The 17,773-nt window shown below is 40.1% G+C and carries 19 protein-coding genes; 15 read left to right on the top strand and 4 right to left on the bottom strand.

Annotated elements, in window-relative coordinates; translation table 11 throughout:
- Positions 1-393: an SRPBCC family protein gene (locus EZJ28_RS11425; RefSeq protein WP_131397951.1), complete on the top strand. Its 393-nt coding sequence runs from the start codon at positions 1-3 to the stop codon at positions 391-393.
- A gap of 31 nt (positions 394-424) precedes the next feature.
- Here the strand turns inward: EZJ28_RS11425 and EZJ28_RS11420 are convergent, their stop codons facing one another.
- Positions 425-1,156, bottom strand: coding sequence for a biotin--[acetyl-CoA-carboxylase] ligase (locus EZJ28_RS11420; protein ID WP_131397949.1), 732 nt, complete (start codon positions 1,154-1,156; stop codon positions 425-427).
- A gap of 90 nt (positions 1,157-1,246) precedes the next feature.
- Here EZJ28_RS11420 and rsfS point away from each other — a divergent pair, with 90 nt between their 5' ends.
- From rsfS to EZJ28_RS11390, 6 genes are all read left to right on the top strand, one after another.
- Positions 1,247-1,618 carry a ribosome silencing factor gene (rsfS, locus tag EZJ28_RS11415; protein WP_131397948.1) on the top strand — a complete coding sequence of 124 codons (372 nt, stop codon included), beginning with the start codon at positions 1,247-1,249 and terminating at the stop codon, positions 1,616-1,618.
- Positions 1,619-1,639: 21 nt separating this feature from the next.
- Positions 1,640-3,700 (top strand): ATP-dependent zinc metalloprotease FtsH, encoded by a 2,061-nt coding sequence (ftsH, locus tag EZJ28_RS11410; protein WP_131397946.1) that lies wholly within the window; start codon positions 1,640-1,642, stop codon positions 3,698-3,700.
- A 98-nt stretch (positions 3,701-3,798) separates the two neighbouring features.
- On the top strand, positions 3,799-4,410 hold the full coding sequence (locus EZJ28_RS11405; RefSeq protein WP_131397944.1) for an LUD domain-containing protein: 612 nt from the start codon (positions 3,799-3,801) through the stop codon (positions 4,408-4,410).
- Between the two features lie 3 nt (positions 4,411-4,413).
- The gene (locus tag EZJ28_RS11400; RefSeq protein WP_131397942.1) at positions 4,414-5,217 is read left to right on the top strand and encodes a phosphatidate cytidylyltransferase; all 804 of its coding nucleotides are present in this window, start codon (positions 4,414-4,416) and stop codon (positions 5,215-5,217) included.
- On the top strand, positions 5,207-5,863 hold the full coding sequence (locus EZJ28_RS11395) for a phosphatidylserine decarboxylase family protein (protein WP_131397940.1): 657 nt from the start codon (positions 5,207-5,209) through the stop codon (positions 5,861-5,863). Before EZJ28_RS11400 ends, EZJ28_RS11395 begins: the two co-directional genes overlap by 11 nt.
- Before the next feature lie 6 nt (positions 5,864-5,869).
- The gene (locus EZJ28_RS11390) at positions 5,870-6,145 is read left to right on the top strand and encodes an acyl-CoA-binding protein (RefSeq protein WP_131397938.1); all 276 of its coding nucleotides are present in this window, start codon (positions 5,870-5,872) and stop codon (positions 6,143-6,145) included.
- Between the two features lie 74 nt (positions 6,146-6,219).
- On the opposite strand, the gene EZJ28_RS11385 is transcribed toward EZJ28_RS11390, so the two are convergent.
- Positions 6,220-8,850 (bottom strand): valine--tRNA ligase, encoded by a 2,631-nt coding sequence (locus tag EZJ28_RS11385; protein WP_131397936.1) that lies wholly within the window; start codon positions 8,848-8,850, stop codon positions 6,220-6,222.
- Positions 8,851-8,984: 134 nt separating this feature from the next.
- On the opposite strand from EZJ28_RS11385, the gene EZJ28_RS11380 reads away from it, so the two are divergent.
- Positions 8,985-9,374, top strand: a complete 390-nt coding sequence (locus tag EZJ28_RS11380; protein ID WP_131397934.1) for a DUF1573 domain-containing protein — start codon at positions 8,985-8,987, stop codon at positions 9,372-9,374.
- 52 nt (positions 9,375-9,426) lie between these two features.
- On the opposite strand, the gene EZJ28_RS11375 is transcribed toward EZJ28_RS11380, so the two are convergent.
- Complete coding sequence (locus EZJ28_RS11375) at positions 9,427-10,776, bottom strand: aspartyl protease family protein (RefSeq protein WP_131397932.1); 1,350 nt, start codon at positions 10,774-10,776, stop codon at positions 9,427-9,429.
- 97 nt (positions 10,777-10,873) lie between these two features.
- Here EZJ28_RS11375 and EZJ28_RS11370 point away from each other — a divergent pair, with 97 nt between their 5' ends.
- Positions 10,874-12,070, top strand: coding sequence for a pyridoxal phosphate-dependent aminotransferase (locus tag EZJ28_RS11370; protein WP_131397930.1), 1,197 nt, complete (start codon positions 10,874-10,876; stop codon positions 12,068-12,070).
- Complete coding sequence (murB, locus tag EZJ28_RS11365; RefSeq protein WP_131397928.1) at positions 12,070-13,083, top strand: UDP-N-acetylmuramate dehydrogenase; 1,014 nt, start codon at positions 12,070-12,072, stop codon at positions 13,081-13,083. Before EZJ28_RS11370 ends, murB begins: the two co-directional genes overlap by 1 nt.
- A 49-nt stretch (positions 13,084-13,132) precedes the next feature.
- On the opposite strand, the gene EZJ28_RS11360 is transcribed toward murB, so the two are convergent.
- A complete protein-coding gene (locus EZJ28_RS11360) occupies positions 13,133-13,741 on the bottom strand; it encodes a fasciclin domain-containing protein (protein WP_131397926.1) in 609 nt (202 codons plus the stop codon).
- 168 nt (positions 13,742-13,909) lie between these two features.
- On the opposite strand from EZJ28_RS11360, the gene EZJ28_RS11355 reads away from it, so the two are divergent.
- The 5 genes from EZJ28_RS11355 (at position 13,910) to gap (ending at position 17,758) form a co-directional block, all read left to right on the top strand.
- On the top strand, positions 13,910-14,116 hold the full coding sequence (locus EZJ28_RS11355; RefSeq protein WP_131397924.1) for a membrane or secreted protein: 207 nt from the start codon (positions 13,910-13,912) through the stop codon (positions 14,114-14,116).
- Positions 14,117-14,121: 5 nt separating this feature from the next.
- Positions 14,122-15,225: a glycosyltransferase gene (locus EZJ28_RS11350; RefSeq protein WP_131397922.1), complete on the top strand. Its 1,104-nt coding sequence runs from the start codon at positions 14,122-14,124 to the stop codon at positions 15,223-15,225.
- Positions 15,216-15,788: an RNA polymerase sigma factor gene (locus tag EZJ28_RS11345; protein WP_131397920.1), complete on the top strand. Its 573-nt coding sequence runs from the start codon at positions 15,216-15,218 to the stop codon at positions 15,786-15,788. The genes EZJ28_RS11350 and EZJ28_RS11345 overlap by 10 nt, the downstream gene beginning before the upstream one ends.
- Before the next feature lie 73 nt (positions 15,789-15,861).
- Entirely contained in the window at positions 15,862-16,743 is an 882-nt protein-coding gene (lipA, locus tag EZJ28_RS11340; protein WP_131397918.1) for a lipoyl synthase, read from the top strand.
- Between the two features lie 7 nt (positions 16,744-16,750).
- Positions 16,751-17,758 carry a type I glyceraldehyde-3-phosphate dehydrogenase gene (gene gap, locus EZJ28_RS11335; RefSeq protein ID WP_131397916.1) on the top strand — a complete coding sequence of 336 codons (1,008 nt, stop codon included), beginning with the start codon at positions 16,751-16,753 and terminating at the stop codon, positions 17,756-17,758.
- The last annotated feature ends 15 nt before the right edge of the window (positions 17,759-17,773 follow it).

Here is a 17,773-nt window from a genome sequence, read left to right as displayed (position 1 = left end):
ATGAAACTAGAAAGTCAGAAAGTAAGTACTAGTAAAAGTCAGCAGGAAATGTATCATTTTCTCACCAACGTTGAGAACTATGAACAGCTAATGCCCCAAAGCAAAGAAAAATTCGAAGCAATCAGTCAGGACACCTTCCTTTTTCAGTTAAAGGGAATGCCTGAAATACGATTGAAAATAACTGAAACCAGAGAACCGGAGCTTGTAAGACTTGGTTCCACCTCAGATAAATTTCCATTTAACCTGGATGTCCATATCTCAGATGCCGGGGCTTCCCAAAGTGAGGTATTTATGAATTTTGAAGGCAACTTTAATCCCATGATGAGTATGATGATCAAGGGACCTTTGAAAAAGTTTATCAACACTTTAAGCGAGAATGCTTCGAAATTATAGATTAAAGGCCGGAAATTCCGGCTTTTTTCTTTTAGTATAACAGTTGAATTTCTTTGAGGTCAAATGTTTTAAAAACACCTTCTTCAATTTCAAGATTCAGTTTACCTTCGGTGGTTACCCCACGGATGATCCCATTGAAATGCTTTCCTTGAGGAGAGGAAAAACTGGAGACTATATTAAGCCTGAACATGTGCCTTACATAATTTTCCAGTATCTGGTCTCCGTTTAGATCGGGGAATTCTGTCAGTTTCTGCTCAATACTTTGAAGAATGTGATTCAGTAAATCATCCAGATCAAAACTATTACCGGTAATGCTCTTAAGAGAGCCAGCGTGGGGAAGATTTTCAAAATCTTTTTGATTTACATTGAGCCCGATCCCGATTATACTTGCAACAATTCCTTCGGTTTTTACGATATTCTCAATCAGGATCCCTGCTATTTTTAGTTTGGCTGACAGAATGTCGTTAGGCCATTTTACCTTAAGATCGGGAATCTTAAGCTGCTCTAAAGATTCAAGAACTGCCAGAGAAATGGTAGCGTTAAGCAAAAAGTGACGCGAGATATTCAGTTTATGCTGAGGATAGAGTATACTAAATGTAAGGTTTTCGCCAGCTTTCGACTGCCATAAGGAGCCTCGCTGCCCACGGCCCCTGGTTTGACTTATGGCACGGACGCATACAGGCTCAAAATCATTATTCCCCTCGTAAAACTTACGAACAAAGGAATTAGTGGAATCAATGGCATCAACTTTGATTATACGCATATATAGATAAAAAAGAGGGCGTTAAATCTTGTGTAAACAATCGCCTTAAAAGAGCAAAAAATGATAAATTTGCGTAAATAAATTAATTTAATGTCGAAAAAGGAAAAAAACAGCGATCAACTTATTGCACATATTATTAAAGGGATAGAGGAAGTTAAGGGGAATGATATTGATATCCTGGACCTTAGAGAGATTGAAAACACAGTTTGTGATTATTTTATAATCTGCAACGGAACTTCTAATACGCAGGTTAACGCCATAGTAAATTCCATCCAGAAAACAGTTAGTAAAAACCTGAAGGACAAACCCTGGCATATTGAAGGAAGCGAGAATGCCGAATGGGTGCTCCTGGATTATGTTAACGTGGTTGTTCATGTTTTTCAAAAGCATATCAGGGAATTTTACGATATTGAAAGTCTGTGGGGTGACGCTAAGATCACATCCATAGAAACCAGTTATTAAATCTAATTATAGCACGACAGAATGGCGAATCAAAAACCGAAGAAAAAACTAGATCCCAAAAAACCTAAATTCAGTGCCTACTGGATTTACGCGGCGATCATTATCATATTTTTAGGCATAAATTTTTTTGGCGGAGGCGGTTTCTCTGAACCTGCCAAAACCAATCCGGCAGAATTCAAGGATTTTCTAAGAAACGGAGATATTGAAAAAGTTGAGATCATCAACCGCAACCTGGCAAGGGTTTATCTCACCGAGGAGGCCAAACAAAAAGAAATCCATAAGAAAAATACCGATCCCGATATCTTCCCTACCGGAGAAAGCCCAACTTATAGTTTCCAGTTTGGAGATCTTCAGAATTTTGAGAATGATATCAACGAGATCAAAAAGGAGAATAACCTGGACACGATTGTGACCTATGAAACATCCAACGATGTACTGGGAGAACTCTTTTGGGCATTATTACCATTTATTCTAATAATCGGAGTATGGATATTCATCATGAGAAGGATGAGTTCGGGCGCTGGTGGTGGCGCTGGAGGTCAGATCTTTAACATTGGAAAATCCAAAGCAAAGTTATTCGACCAGAATACCGATGTCAAGACTTCATTTAAAGATGTTGCCGGTCTTGAAGGCGCTAAGGAAGAGGTACAGGAGATCGTGGATTTTCTTAAAAATCCGGATAAATACACCTCACTCGGAGGTAAGATCCCAAAAGGAGCATTACTTGTAGGCCCTCCGGGAACAGGTAAGACCTTGCTTGCAAAAGCCGTAGCCGGAGAAGCCAAAGTACCTTTCTTTTCATTATCAGGTTCTGACTTTGTTGAGATGTTCGTAGGTGTTGGAGCTTCACGTGTTAGAGACCTTTTTAAACAGGCAAAAGAAAAATCACCTTCTATTATATTTATTGATGAGATAGATGCAATTGGTAGAGCACGAGGAAAAAGCAATTTCTCAGGTTCAAACGATGAACGCGAGAATACACTTAACCAATTGCTTACCGAGATGGATGGTTTTGGCACCAATACCAATGTTATAGTTGTAGCCGCTACCAACCGTGCCGATGTACTTGACAAAGCTCTTATGAGAGCCGGGCGTTTTGACCGTCAGATCTATGTTGACCTGCCCGATCTTAGAGAAAGAAAAGAAATTTTTGAAGTTCACTTAAAACCTCTTAAAAAGGTTTCAGATGAACTGGATATAGAATTCCTGGCTAAACAAACCCCAGGATTCTCGGGAGCAGATATTGCCAATGTTTGTAACGAAGCTGCCTTAATCGCAGCAAGAAAAGGTAACAAAGCAGTAGGAAAACAGGACTTCCTTGATGCCGTAGACAGGATAGTAGGAGGTCTTGAAAAGAAAAACAAGATCATTACTCCCGATGAAAAGAAAGCCATTGCCTTTCATGAGGCAGGCCATGCTACTGTTAGCTGGATGCTGGAACATGCCGCACCACTTGTAAAAGTGACAATTGTCCCTAGAGGCCAGTCTTTAGGAGCCGCATGGTATTTACCTGAAGAAAGACTTATTGTTAGACCTGAGCAAATGCTGGACGAAATGTGTGCCGCTCTCGGTGGTCGTGCTGCAGAAAGAGTTATTTTCGATAAGATCTCCACGGGAGCTCTTAGCGACCTTGAAAAGGTTACGAAACAGGCACGGGCCATGGTTACAATTTATGGTCTTAACGAGGCTGTAGGTAACCTAACTTATTACGATTCCTCAGGACAGAGTGAGTACAACTTCACGAAACCTTATAGTGAAAAGACTTCCGAATTAATAGACAAGGAGATCTCAAATCTTATCGAGAACCAGTATCAGCGTGCTGTAGACCTTCTGGAGCACAATAAGGATAAGCTTACACAACTGGCAGAGATTCTACTGGACAAGGAGGTGATCTTTAAAGATGATCTTGAAAAGATTTTCGGGAAGCGTCCCTTCAACAAAGAAAAAGAAGAAGGACAACCTGTAAAGGAAAAGAACACCCTCGAGGAAAAAAGCAAAAATGGCAAAGAAGCGCCTGTTGCAAAGGGGAAAAATACAGATGATAAGGAAGAATTGACCGAAAACGATTCGGTTAATAAGTAGTGTAGAAGTTCCAAGTAAAAAATCTCAAATTCAACAAAGGTTAATTTGAGATTTTTTAACTTTGGTAAAATGACTGTAGGAACCATACCCAAAACTCTATGAATCTATTCAAGAGGTTTCTCAATCCAAAACCCAAATCAGATCAGGATCAGGATATACCTGAGACTGCTGAGAGAGGAAAGTACATGCCGGAGGTAAAACTACCTACCGATGAGCGCTTTATGATGAACTTTAAGAATAACGGGGGCAAATTTCTGTATTGCATAGATGATGCGGAAATACAGGACGCATTCGATAATATTTTGATGGAGAACGACTGGTATGAAAAGCAATGCTGCTGTTTTGATGATAAGTTAAAAAGCAAGTTCAATTCATACAACCTGAAGTTCAATACCTCGGCAAGTGCAGATTTCTTCCTCTCTACCTGCGAATTTCTGGTTGCGAACGATGGTTCCATTCTAATTTCATCAAATCAGATAAAAGAGCGTAAGCTGCATGACCTTCCTGCAAACTTCGTAATCCTCTCCTCTACCAGCCAGTTGATAGATACCATTGGCGAAGGCCTTAGAGGAATCAAATTCAAGAATAAACAGCAAATCCCTTCCAATATCACCACCATTAAAAATTTTGAGACTCAAAAAGAGGGTGATTTCATGAGTTACGGAAGTAGTACAAAAAACTTATATTTGCTCCTACTGGAAGATCTGTAATTTATGAGGGAAACCATAATACGTGCTGTATCGGGATTGTTGTATACATCTATATTAGTTGCCTCAATTCTCTCTTCCGAGCTGATTTTCATTCTGCTTTTCTACATTTTGAGTCTGGTTTGTCTGATTGAAATGCAGAAGTTGCTGCGACTTAAAAGCTACGCGCTTTACTTTTTACAGGCTATATTATTCTACCTGTTTAGTTTTTTAAAGTTCAACCAGGACGCCACAATTCTATTATTATTCATAACGATATTCGTCAACCTGTTTTTGGTGAAAGATTTGCTGGTTGTCAAGAAAATTCCGGTTTTTGAGAAGAAAAAATATATCATAATAATTTTCTATTTGATCTCTTCTACCATATTCCTCACCCTGATTCCTACTATTCAGGGCACCTTCAAGCCGAATCTGGTAATCGGAATCTTTTTTCTGATATGGACCAACGATACTTTTGCCTACCTCGTAGGTAAGAATTTTGGTAAGACAAAACTTTATGAAAAGATCTCTCCAAATAAAACCGTAGAAGGGTTTGCAGGAGGCCTGGTGTTTACATGTATCATGGGTTATCTTTTCTGGCATTATACGCATTTCTTATATGCGGAAGTATGGCTGGGACTGGCAATAATCATGAGTTTATTTGGTACGCTTGGCGATCTCATTCAGTCTAAATTTAAGCGCCAGGCAGGCGTAAAAGATAGCGGAAAACTTATGCCCGGGCACGGCGGATTGTTTGACAGGCTGGATAGTATTATCTTTGCAAGTCCGTTTATTTATGCTTATTTATATATATTGAACTATGTTTCATAAGGAAGGATACAAAATAATGACCATTACTGCGATCATCCTGATCGCAATAAATATCATCACTTACAGTTTAATTAATATATACTGGATAAAATTTGCCATTCTACTGGCTTCTATCGTTTTTTTCATTCTGATACTTCAGTTTTTCAGAAATCCGAAAAGAGTTACAAAGCACAATAATGAACATATTATTGCGCCGGTAGATGGAAAGGTAGTAGCGATTGAAGAAGTATATGAAAAAGAATATTTCAAGGATAACCGCCTTCAGATATCCATTTTCATGTCTCCAATAAATGTGCATGTTACCCGCCATCCTGTGGGTGGTAAGGTTACCTACAGTAAGTATCATCCGGGGAAATTCCTGGTAGCGTGGCATCCAAAGTCCAGTGAAGAGAATGAAAGGACCACGGTGGTGGTTAAGAATGAAGTTGCCGGGGAGATACTCTACAGGCAAATTGCCGGAGCTATGGCAAAGAGGATAGTAAATTATGCAGAGGTAGATGCTGAAGTGGCTCAGGGAAGTGATAGCGGATTCATAAAATTTGGAAGCCGTGTTGACGTTTTCGTTCCTTTGGGAACTAAGATAAGAGTTGGATTGAATGAAAAGGTAAAGGGTGGTGTTAGCGTAATTGCTGATGTTGCTTCATAAACGCTTATGATGGCAGAAGAAAATACAAAATTTCTAAAGGCTTATCAAATGGCCAGTAGTACAGATCAGCAGTTTCCTCCTGATGTACTTCTGCATTTTTATGCACTTTACAAGAGAGCTACAGAAAAAAATGGCTTTTATATCCCCACAACCAATCGTGGAGATCTAAGAAGTGCTTTCAAAGTGAATGCGCTTGTCCAGGTGAAGGATCTAAGTAAGGAAGAAGCCCGCCAAAAATATATTGAGCTCGTAGAACTTCATATTGGAACAATTCCGGAATAGAAAAAATAAAAAATTACAGATAAAAAAAGGAGGACATCTAGTCCTCCTTTTTATTTCTATAACATCTGAATTGATTAATTCAGATTTTTTAAGCTTGCTTTCAATGCTTCGATCTTCGCTTCGGCATCGGCTTTTTTGGCTTTTTCAATCGCTACCACCTTCTCAGGAGCGTTATTGACGAATCTCTCGTTGGAAAGTTTCTTTTCCACTGACTTAAGAAATCCTTCAGTATAACTGAGTTCTTCTTCAATCTTTTTCTTTTCGGCCTCCACATCTATAGCGCCAACGATCGGGATAAAGTATTCATTGGATCTTACCCTAAAGGATAAAGCCCCGTCTACTGAACCGGTAACATATTCCAGATTTGGAATATTTCCCATTTTAGAGATTACCGGATCAAAGGTTTTAGAAGTATTCTCATTATTTAAAACGCTTAGGTCTATCTCATTTTTAAAAGAAATATTCTTGTCCTTTCTGATCTTTCTAACCCCGGCGATAACCTCAGCTGCATGAGCGAATTCCTTGATTATAGTTTCATCAAAGCTTTTCTCTTCCGGCCATTTCGCAATTATCAATGCCTCTTCAGGTGTACGCTCTGTAATTTCCTGCCAGATCTCCTCGGTTACAAACGGCATGAAAGGATGAAGGATTTTCAGATTATCTTCCAGTATTGCGATAACAGCCTTGTAGGTTTTTACATCTATCGGTTCACCGTAGCCTGGTTTTACCATTTCAAGGAACCAGCTGCAGTAGTCATCCCAAACCAGCTTATAAGTGGCCATCAATGCATCACTAATTCTGTATTTTGAATAATGATCCTCAATTTCTCTCAAAGTATTCTGAAACCTGGAGCTATACCATTCGACAGCTATTCTGGCCGTTTCCGGCTGCGCTATATCTTCGTCCACATCCCAGCCTTTTACCAGACGGAATGCATTCCATATCTTATTTGAAAAAGCGCTTCCCTGTTTACAAAGGTCTTCATCGAACATCAAGTCATTTCCAGCGGGAGAACTCAGCAACATCCCTACTCTAACGCCATCGGCTCCATACTGCTCTATAAGCCCAAGCGGATCGGGCGAATTACCAAGGGATTTAGACATTTTACGCCTTTGCTTATCCCTTACTATTCCGGTAAGGTAGACATTCTTAAAAGGCTTTTCCCCGCGATATTCATATCCTGCCATGATCATTCTGGCCACCCAGAAGAAAAGTATCTCGGGAGCAGTTACAAGATCGTTCGTAGGATAATAATATTTTATCTCTTCATTCTCCGGCTCCAGAATACCATTAAAAACACTCATAGGCCACAACCAGGATGAAAACCATGTATCTAAAGCATCTTTATCCTGAGTCAGATCTGTAGCTTCCAGGCTTTCATTTCCTGAAGCCTTTCTGGCTTTCTCCAGAGCCTCCTGTGAGGTTTCGGCCACTACAAAGTCGTTTTTGCCTTCTCCATAGTAGTAAGCTGGTATCTGATGCCCCCACCATAACTGACGAGAGATATTCCAGTCTCTCACATTTTCCATCCAGTGACGGTAAGTATTCAGGAACTTGTCGGGAACCAGGTTTATATCATCACCCAGCACTGCATCAAGAGCCGGCTTAGCCAGTTCCTTCATTTTAAGAAACCATTGATCACTCAATTTGGGTTCTATAACCGCTCCTGTTCGTTCACTGGTTCCTACTTTATTCACATGATCTTCAACCTTGGCCAGAAAACCGGACAATTCCAGCTCTTCGACAATTTCGGCACGCACCACGAAACGATCTTTACCTTCATAGTGAAGACCGTAGTGATTTAATGTAGCATCATCATTAAAAATATCCACCACGTCCAGATTATGCTTATCTCCAAGATTCTTATCATTCTCATCATGAGCAGGAGTTACTTTAAGACACCCGGTACCAAATTCCATATCCACATATTCATCTTCAATGATCGGAATGGTACGGTTACATATTGGCACTATGGCTTTTTTACCCTTTAAATGCTGAAATCTCTCATCATTCGGGTTTATACAGATGGCGGTATCTCCCAGTATAGTTTCAGGTCGGGTGGTTGCAATGGTCAGAAATTCATCGCTTCCTTCAATCTTATATTTGAGATAATAAAGCTTACCGTTTCTTTCCTCATATATCACCTCCTCATCAGACAAAGTTGTCTTTGCCTGTGGGTCCCAGTTCACCATACGATAACCTCGGTAGATGAGCCCTTTTTCGTAAAGATCCACAAAGACCTTAATAACGGAAGCCGACATATCTTCATCCATGGTAAACTTGGTACGTTCCCAGTCACATGAAGCTCCCAGCTTTTTCAGCTGTTGAAGAATTATTCCACCATGCTTATGGGTCCAGTCCCAAGCATGCTGTAGAAATTCATCGCGGCTTAGGTCTTTTTTATCAATACCTTCATTCTTAAGTTTGGCAACCACTTTAGCTTCTGTAGCAATAGACGCATGATCTGTCCCGGGCACCCAACAGGCATTATAGCCTTTTAGCCGGGCCCTTCTAACCAGGACATCCTGAATGGTATTATTCAGCATATGCCCCATATGCAGGACACCTGTAACATTAGGCGGGGGGATCACTATCGTGTATGGCTCTCTCTCATCGACTTCAGAATGAAAATAATTGTTTTTCATCCAGTAGCCGTACCACTTATCTTCTACTCTTTTCGCATTGTATTGTGCAGCAATTGCCATCTCTTGGTCTGATTTTTGAAATAATGGCAAAAGTAAATATTAATAGAGGATTATGAAAGCTGCTGAAATGATTAAAATTTTGAGAATTGGAGTATTTCAGCTTATCTTTACTTTTCCGCTTAAAAATTGAAATTATGAAAAAACTAGTTGTGATCACAATATTCCTATTTGCAGGCCTTGCTGTGGCACAGGCCCAGAATAAAGCAAAAATGGAATTTAAATCTGAAACCATAGATTATGGTGAAATTAAGAAAGGCAGTGATGGTGTAAGGGTATTCGAATTCAAGAATACAGGGAACGCTCCTCTTGTGATAGAAGACGTTAAATCAAGTTGTGGATGTACCGTACCAAAGAAGCCTGAAGAACCGATATTGCCAGGTGAAACAGGCGAGATTGAGGTTAAATACGATACTAAACGGGTAGGTCCTATCAGAAAGACGGTTACCGTTTATTCAAATTCTGAAGAACCGGTAAAAGCCTTAAAGATAAAAGGTACTGTAATAGACGAATCTGACGATAGTTAATATCCACAATATCTTATTACAAAAGCCTTCCAGCACTGGAAGGCTTTTTTTATTACAGGATTCGTTCCAATCTGAACTCTATTTCCAGTGTTTCCCCTTCCCTAAGAACCTCCATCCTTATTCTTTTTCCCTCTTTGGAGGAAAATATTTCGAAAATCTTTTGAAGACTATACTTATAGGCCGGCTTACCATTAAGTCGCACTATTTCATCTCCCACCATTAAACCGGATACTTCGGCCGGGGAATCGGGTCTTATTTCGGCTATTTCATAATTTGGCTCCAGACTATAGATCACCTGTCGCGTGGTTTGATAGACCCGTGTGCCTTCCTGAGCAGGATCTTCATCCTCAATCTGAAACGAATTTGCTGCCGGTGCGTTTCTCACAATTTGGTAACCGTTGTGCTTTATAACAACCCCACTCATATTATATTCAAAAGGATCATTAAAATCACTATTAGGCTTTAACCTAAGGGTTTTGCCACTATAATCGAAAACCGAATGAAAGCGCTTCAGAACCTGGGCCCCAAGGCTTCCATCACGTTCCTCCAAAGAAGTGACCGATTCCAGTGAAAGACTATCAGGATAGCTAACCGTTACATCCTCAAGTTCATATTTGTCCAATGAAATCATTTTAATTCTGCTTCTGTGACCATAAACACTTCCGCTTATCCCAAAACCAAGAAAATCCTCAAAAGATCGCTCTGGCAGATAGATACCCTTTTCCTCGTCACTAAATAACCATAATGCATCTCCCGAACCACTATCTACCAGCAGGTCTACCTGGCGGGGTGATTCTCCTTCAATGGAGACCTGTGCATTTATATAAGGTTTATTTTTATAAAACTTCAAGGGTAACTCCACACATTTTCTGCAACGATCATACTCATATTCATCTTTATTGAATACCCGCATGAATTTTCTTTTATAATTGAACTCAACCACAAAATCTTTAAAAAAATCATAGCCCAATATTCCATTCAATGGGAAACCAAGACGGTTTGAAATACTAAAAAGATCTCCTTCGATTATGTAGATACTATGATCTTTACTTGTAGCTTCTCCAACTTTTATAGTGTTATGATTGCTCTTAAGAGCTCTAAGAGGTTTCCCAACACCCATTCCTTTCAAATATACCGTGACGGGGTTGTTTACCCGCAGAGAGTCTTCAGAAGGAAAACTGAACAGAATTGTAGAATTCACTCCAGTATCCAGCAAGAACGATAATTCCTGACCGTTCACTTCAACAGGAATTATCACTAAATCATTAACAAGTTCAAACTTTTGCTTGAATTCTCCTTTGGCATTTTCTATGGTAAAATCATTTTGTGAGAAAACCGGTGAAAAAACAATTGAAAAAACAATGATTATCGTCCGGACTGATATGTTTTTAAATAAGGTCATCTTACGTTAAATTACGAAAAATCAAGGATAATTCCCCGGCTATAATTATTGATTAATGCTTTAATTTTGCAATTTTGCACTGCGTAAATAAAATGTGATGCCTAAAATTTCAATTAAGGGCCAGGAGATGCCCGAATCCCCTATAAGAAAACTTGTTCCTTTCGCTGAAGCTGCAGTGAAAAAAGGACGAAAAATTTATCAGTTGAACATCGGTCAGCCAGATATAAAAACTCCGCAAGCAGCTTTGGATGCGGTAAGAAATCATAATATAGAAGTGCTTTCTTATAGCCATTCAGCAGGATTTGATACTTATCGCGAAAAACTCTCGGGGTATTACCAGAAAACGGCCTTACCGGTAGAGAAAGAAGATATCATCATTACTACGGGTGGTTCAGAAGCATTGCTTTTTGCAATGGGAAGCATTACCGATCCCGGAGATGAGGTAATAATTCCTGAACCGTTTTATGCAAATTATAACGGCTTTGCAACCGCATCGGGAGTTAAAATAAGACCTATACAGGCAAGTATAGAGGATGGTTTCGCCCTCCCCCCTATTTCAGAATTTGAAAAGCTTATCACAGAGAAAACAAAAGCGATTCTCATATGTAATCCCGGTAATCCCACCGGATACCTTTATACCCGGGAAGAAGTTAAGCAGCTGGCCGATCTGGCCCTGAAACATGACCTTTTTATAGTTTCAGATGAAGTGTACAGAGAATTTGCATACGAAGGGGCTCAGCACCATTCCATTATGAGTATTCCGGAGTTATCTGAAAACGCTATTATGATAGACTCTGTATCCAAACGATACAGTATGTGCGGAGCAAGAATTGGATGTTTGGTATCCAAGAACAAAGAAGTGATCGCCACTGCCATGAAATTTGCCCAGGCAAGACTTAGCCCCCCAACTTTTGCTCAAATTGCCAGTGAAGCAGCCCTGGATACTCCCCAGGAATACTTTGATGAAGTTATAGAACAATACACCTATAGAAGGAACCTTCTTGTTGATGGCCTTGAAAAGATAGAAGGAGTAAGGGTAGCCAAACCAAAAGGAGCATTTTATTGTATAGCGGAGCTTCCTATTGAAGATGCCGATGATTTTGCCCGATGGCTTCTTGAAAGCTTTGAGGACAATAACGAAACGGTTATGGTAGCGCCTGCGGCCGGTTTCTATTCAACTCCGAACACTGGAAAGAATCAGGTACGAATAGCCTATGTATTAAAAAAGGAAAATCTTGAGCGCTCCATCAATATACTGGACAAGGCTCTTAAAGAATATAAGTCACTGAATTAATGCAGATATCGCAAGATTTTTCTCTTAAAAACTACAATAGCTTTGGCATTGATGTAAAAGCTGACAGATTTATTTCTGTTAGGAATCTGGAAGACCTGCGAGTTATCCTTCGTAAGACCTATGCGTCGGAATTATTCATTCTGGGCGGGGGAAGTAATATGCTCTTAACCGGTGATATTCATAAAACCGTGGTTCATATCGGGATAAAGGGAAAAGAGATTATTTCTAAAACCGAAGATGATGTACTGGTTAGGGCTGCCGCCGGAGAGAACTGGCACAATTTTGTAATGTGGACGCTGGAACAGGATTATGGTGGGCTTGAGAACCTGTCCCTAATTCCTGGAAATGTGGGTACGGCACCAATTCAGAATATCGGGGCTTATGGTGTAGAGCTGAAGGATTCTTTTGTGAGTTGTCATACCATGAACATCCAGACCTTGGAGGAGCGTGAATTCAATCTGGCAGAATGTGAATTTGGATACCGAAATTCGATCTTCAAGAATCAACTGAAAGGCCAGTATATAATAACTGCCGTTAATTTCAGGCTAACAAAAAGGGATCATTCACTGCATACGGAATATGGTTCAATAAGAACAGAACTCGAAAGCAGGAAAATCCAGTCTCCAACCATAAAAGATATTTCAGACGCAGTAATCGCGATAAGACAGTCTAAATTGCCCGACCCTAAACACCTTGGGAATAGTGGAAGTTTCTTTAAGAATCCTCTTATTTCAGCAGAACAATTTGAAAAGATCAAGCAAGAATATCCAGGTGTACCCTCTTATCATGTTTCTGATGAATTGATCAAGGTTCCCGCAGGATGGCTTATAGAAAAAGCCGGCTTAAAAGGTTATCGTGAAGGCGACGCCGGAGTGCATCGCAACCAGGCGCTTGTACTTGTTAACTATGGTGAAGCCACAGGGCAGGAAATCTGGGCTCTGGCTGAAAAGATAAGAGAAGAGGTTCATGAGAAATTTGACATCCGCCTGGAACCTGAAGTAAATATCATATAAAAAAAGGGACTCGAAAAAGAGTCCCTTTATATCATTATAGTCATAATATTTATGACTTTTTCATTACCACGCCATCAATAATATGCACAATACCGTTGGAAGCATCTATATCTGCCTGAACCACTGTAGCTTTATTTCCTGCTTCATCGGTTAAGATTACCTTCTCCCCTTCAAGGCTTGCTTTAAGCTCGCCTCCTCCAAGGGTGGTAATAGTGAATACACCCTCATTATCATTGATCATTTCTATCAGTTCCTGGGAGGTGATCTCATCTTCTACCACGTGATATTCAAGAAGACCACTCAGCTCTTCCTGGTTTTGCATCAAAGTATCAAGTGTTGCCTTATCAACTTTCTCGAACGCAGCATTATCAGGTGCGAATACTGTATAAGGCCCTTCGCTAACTGTTAAAAGATCAACCATTTCAGCGGTTTGAAGAGCACTAACAAGGGTACTAAGAGTATCGGTTTCCTGTGCTTTGGCAGCAATACTATTGGATTCCATTTCCATTCTCTCCTTTTCGGCCTGCATTTCAGCTTCTCTTTCAGCCTCCATCTGCTCCATGCGCTCTTTATCTTCTTCTTTTTTACTGCCATCTCCACAGGACGTTAATATCAATCCCGAAAGAGCAAAGCCCATAAATAAAATTTTCATTTTCATAATCGTAGTTTTTTTTTGATTAACAGCGCAAGATATTGTGCAAAAGGCACTTACAGCGAACAATTCGATTAAATTTTAGTTAAATAATGTAAAGGTTATACTAATGCCTTATTGGATTTTCCCATGCTTCTTTTTATTGTTATTTTTGCAACAGAATAAAGAACAGACATGAAACTATTAATTATAAGTATTGTATTACTAGCCCTCGCATTTGCTGGTATCGCCATTAAGATCTGGGGCAAGAAAGATGGAAAGTTTGCCGGCACCTGTGCCAGCCAGAACCCATATTTGAATAAATCTGGAGAAGCCTGTAGTTATTGTGGAAAAATGCCCGAGGAAAGAGAAAATTGTTCAGAAACTCCTAAGATCAACTAAACTGGATGGGAGCAATTCTACTAGGAGCATTTATTGTTGTTACCCTTATTAGTCTTATTTATTTTTTCTCGTTTTTTTCTTTCGCAACTGCCGGAAGTAAAACGCAGCTCCACCCTCAAGTCCCGATATCAGTAATCATTTGCGCAAAGAATGAAGCAGAAAATATCGCGAACTTCCTCCCCTCTATCCTAGAACAGGATTATCCCGATTTTGAAGTCATTATTATAAACGATGCTTCTTCAGACAATACCCTGGAGATCATTGAGGAATTTCAGAAGAACGATCCAAGGATACAGATCGTTGACGTTCAGAACAATGAAGCCTTTTGGGCCAATAAGAAGTATGCCCTGACCCTGGGCATTAAGAAAGCCCGGAATAAACATCTACTATTTACTGATGCTGACTGTGCTCCTCAGAGCCGGAACTGGATAAGAGAAATGTCCTCGAAATTTCAACCTGGCACTTCCATAGTTCTTGGTTATGGAGGATATTTTCACCACACCGGGTCTTTGCTCAACAAGCTCATACGTTTTGAAACGCTTCTCACCGCTATTCAGTATTTTTCATATGCCCGCCTGGGCTCCCCTTATATGGGAGTTGGACGCAACCTGGCCTATACTTCTACACAGTTCTATGAGTTAAAAGGTTTTGCTAATCATTTGCACCTGAGATCTGGCGATGATGATCTTTTTGTTAACGAAGCCTCTACCTCAAAAAATACGGCTATTTGTTTCAGTCAGGACTCGATAACCCGTAGTGTGCCCAAGAATAAGTTTTCAGAATGGTTCAATCAGAAACGCAGACATGTTTCAGTGGCCAGCCATTATAAAACAACACACAAATTCTTACTGGGTGCCTTTTATATAGTGAGATTTATTTTCTGGATCTTGCTGGCAGTGCTCCTGGCGCTTCAGGTATATCCGGAAATTGTCCTGGGGATTTTAGGTTTCAAACTGCTTGTAGAAGCTTTCGTTTATTTCAAATCGGCAAAAAAACTGAATGAAACGGACGTTGCATGGTTATTTCCGTTCTTCGATCTCTTTCTCATCTTTATGCAAATGGCTATCTTTATATCTAACCTCATTTCAAAACCAAAACATTGGAAATAAATCCGGACCCACTCCTGGAAAAGATCAAAGAGGCTAAGGAAGGTAGCCAGGCAGCTTTCAATTACCTGCTGGACAAGTACTGGAACGATGTATATGGCTTTCAGCTCAAAAAGACCAAGAACGAATACGAAGCTGAGGATATTACCATCCAAACCTTCTCCAAAGCCTTTAACAAGATTGATACCTTTGACGAAAATTACTCCTTCACCACCTGGCTTATAGCGATCTCCAAGAATATTCACATAGACCAGATAAGAAAGAAAAGTGCTTCAATAAGTTCAAAGACCAGTGTGCAGGATGAGAACCGCCTTTACGAAATCGCAGATGAAACTCCAACCATAGAAGACAAACTCATCAAGGAGCAGCATCTTGAACAACTCCTGGCAGATATCAAGCAGTTAAAGCCCCATTATCAGGAAGTGATAAATCTGCGGTTCTTTCAGGAAAAAAGCTATAAAGAGATCGCGAACAGCCTTAATGAACCTATGAATAATGTGAAGGTTAAACTACTGAGGGCCAAGAAACTTTTAGCCGAAATAATAGAGAATAGAAAACTTAAGTAAGGAAGCAAAAGCTGTCCGGTCTAATTTATGCAGTTCAGCTTATTATTGTATCTTTGACGCTCAGTTTTTTGCTATGAATACAGACGTTGCACCCGTAGAATCTAAAACCGAAAGAAAGCCAAAACCTAAGTGGCTTCGTGTTAAACTCCCTACCGGAAAGAAATATACCGAATTAAGAAACCTTGTAGACAAGTATGACCTTCATACTATCTGTACTTCAGGAAGTTGTCCTAACATGGGAGAATGCTGGAGCGAAGGGACCGCTACCTTTATGATCCTGGGTAATATTTGTACCCGATCATGTGGTTTTTGCGGCGTGAAAACAGGAAGACCGGAGACCGTAGACTGGGATGAACCTGAAAAAGTAGCCCGATCTATCAAGCTCATGAAGATCAAGCATGCTGTTATTACAAGTGTGGATCGCGATGATCTTAAGGATATGGGATCTATCATGTGGGCTGAAACAGTCAAGGCTATAAGAAGAATGAATCCCGAGACCACACTGGAGACCCTCATTCCTGATTTTCAGGGAAATGAAAGGAATATAGACCGAATCGTGGAAGTGATGCCTGAAGTGGTTTCTCATAATATGGAAACCGTAAAACGACTTACCCGGGAGGTGAGGATTCAGGCAAAATATGAACGAAGCCTCGGTGTATTAAAATATTTAAAGGAAAGTGGTATACGCAGGACCAAATCCGGTATCATGCTGGGCCTTGGAGAGCAGGAAGATGAAGTGATCCAGACACTGCACGATCTTAAAGAGGCAGGAGTTGATATTGTTACCATAGGCCAGTATTTACAACCAAGTAAAAAACACCTGCCAGTGAAACAGTTCGTTACTCCAGACCAGTTCAAAAAATATGAAGCTATCGGGCTCGATCTGGGCTTTAGACATGTGGAAAGCAGTGCACTGGTTAGATCTTCATATAAAGCTCAAAAACATATAAACTAGTCAGCTAATGGCCCCAACTATTAATATTGCCATTAATGGTTTTGGCAGAATAGGAAGAAGTCTTTTTCGTTTATTGTTAAGCCACCCGTCCATTCAGGTGGTTGCAATTAATGATATTCACGATTCGCAAAGTCTCGCTCATCTTTTAAAATACGACAGTGTTCACAGAACCTTAAAAGCTGAAGTAAGTTTCAAAGAGGAAGGTATAATTGTAGACGGCAGGCTTATTCCTTTACTTCGTTACAGAAATCCCGGGGATATCCCCTGGAATGATTATGAAGTGGATTACGTGGTAGAATGCTCTGGACAGTTCAAAACCGAAGCATCTTTAAAGCCACATCTCAAGGCAGGTGTTAAAAAAATAATCCTATCGGTTCCACCACAGGATGAAAATATAAAAATGGTTGTACTGGGCGTCAATGAACATATTTTAGACGGTACCGAAAAAATTATCTCAAATGCATCCTGTACCACGAACAATGCAGCACCAATGCTCAAAGTGATCAATGATAATCTGAAGGTAAATCAGGCCTATATAACCACGGTGCATTCTTATACTTCAGACCAGAGCCTGCATGATAAACCTCATAAGGATCTTAGGAGAAGCAGGGCTGCCGCACAGTCAATTATACCCACAACAACAGGAGCAGCCAAAGCCTTAACTCATATTTTCCCTGATCTAAGCAATGTGATTGGCGGATGCGGTATCCGGGTTCCGGTACCAAATGGCTCGCTAACAGATATGACCCTTAACGTTGAAAAAAAGACAGATATATCTGAAGTAAATCAGCTTTTTAGGGAGGCATCGGTAAATTCCATGAAAGGAATAATTCAATACACCGAAGATCCTATTGTCAGCGTGGATATCCTTGACAATGAGCATAGTTGCGTTTTTGATGCGCAAATGACGTCGGTAATTGACGGAACACTTATAAAAATAATAGGCTGGTATGATAATGAATATGGCTACTCCAGACGTCTTATCGATTTAATTTCACTCATTAACGATAAATAGCTATATTTAACCACA

The organism is Gramella sp. KN1008 (genome assembly GCF_004332155.1).
In the GTDB taxonomy this organism is placed as follows: Bacteria; Bacteroidota; Bacteroidia; order Flavobacteriales; family Flavobacteriaceae; genus Christiangramia.
This window is presented reverse-complemented; position numbering and strand designations above follow the sequence as displayed.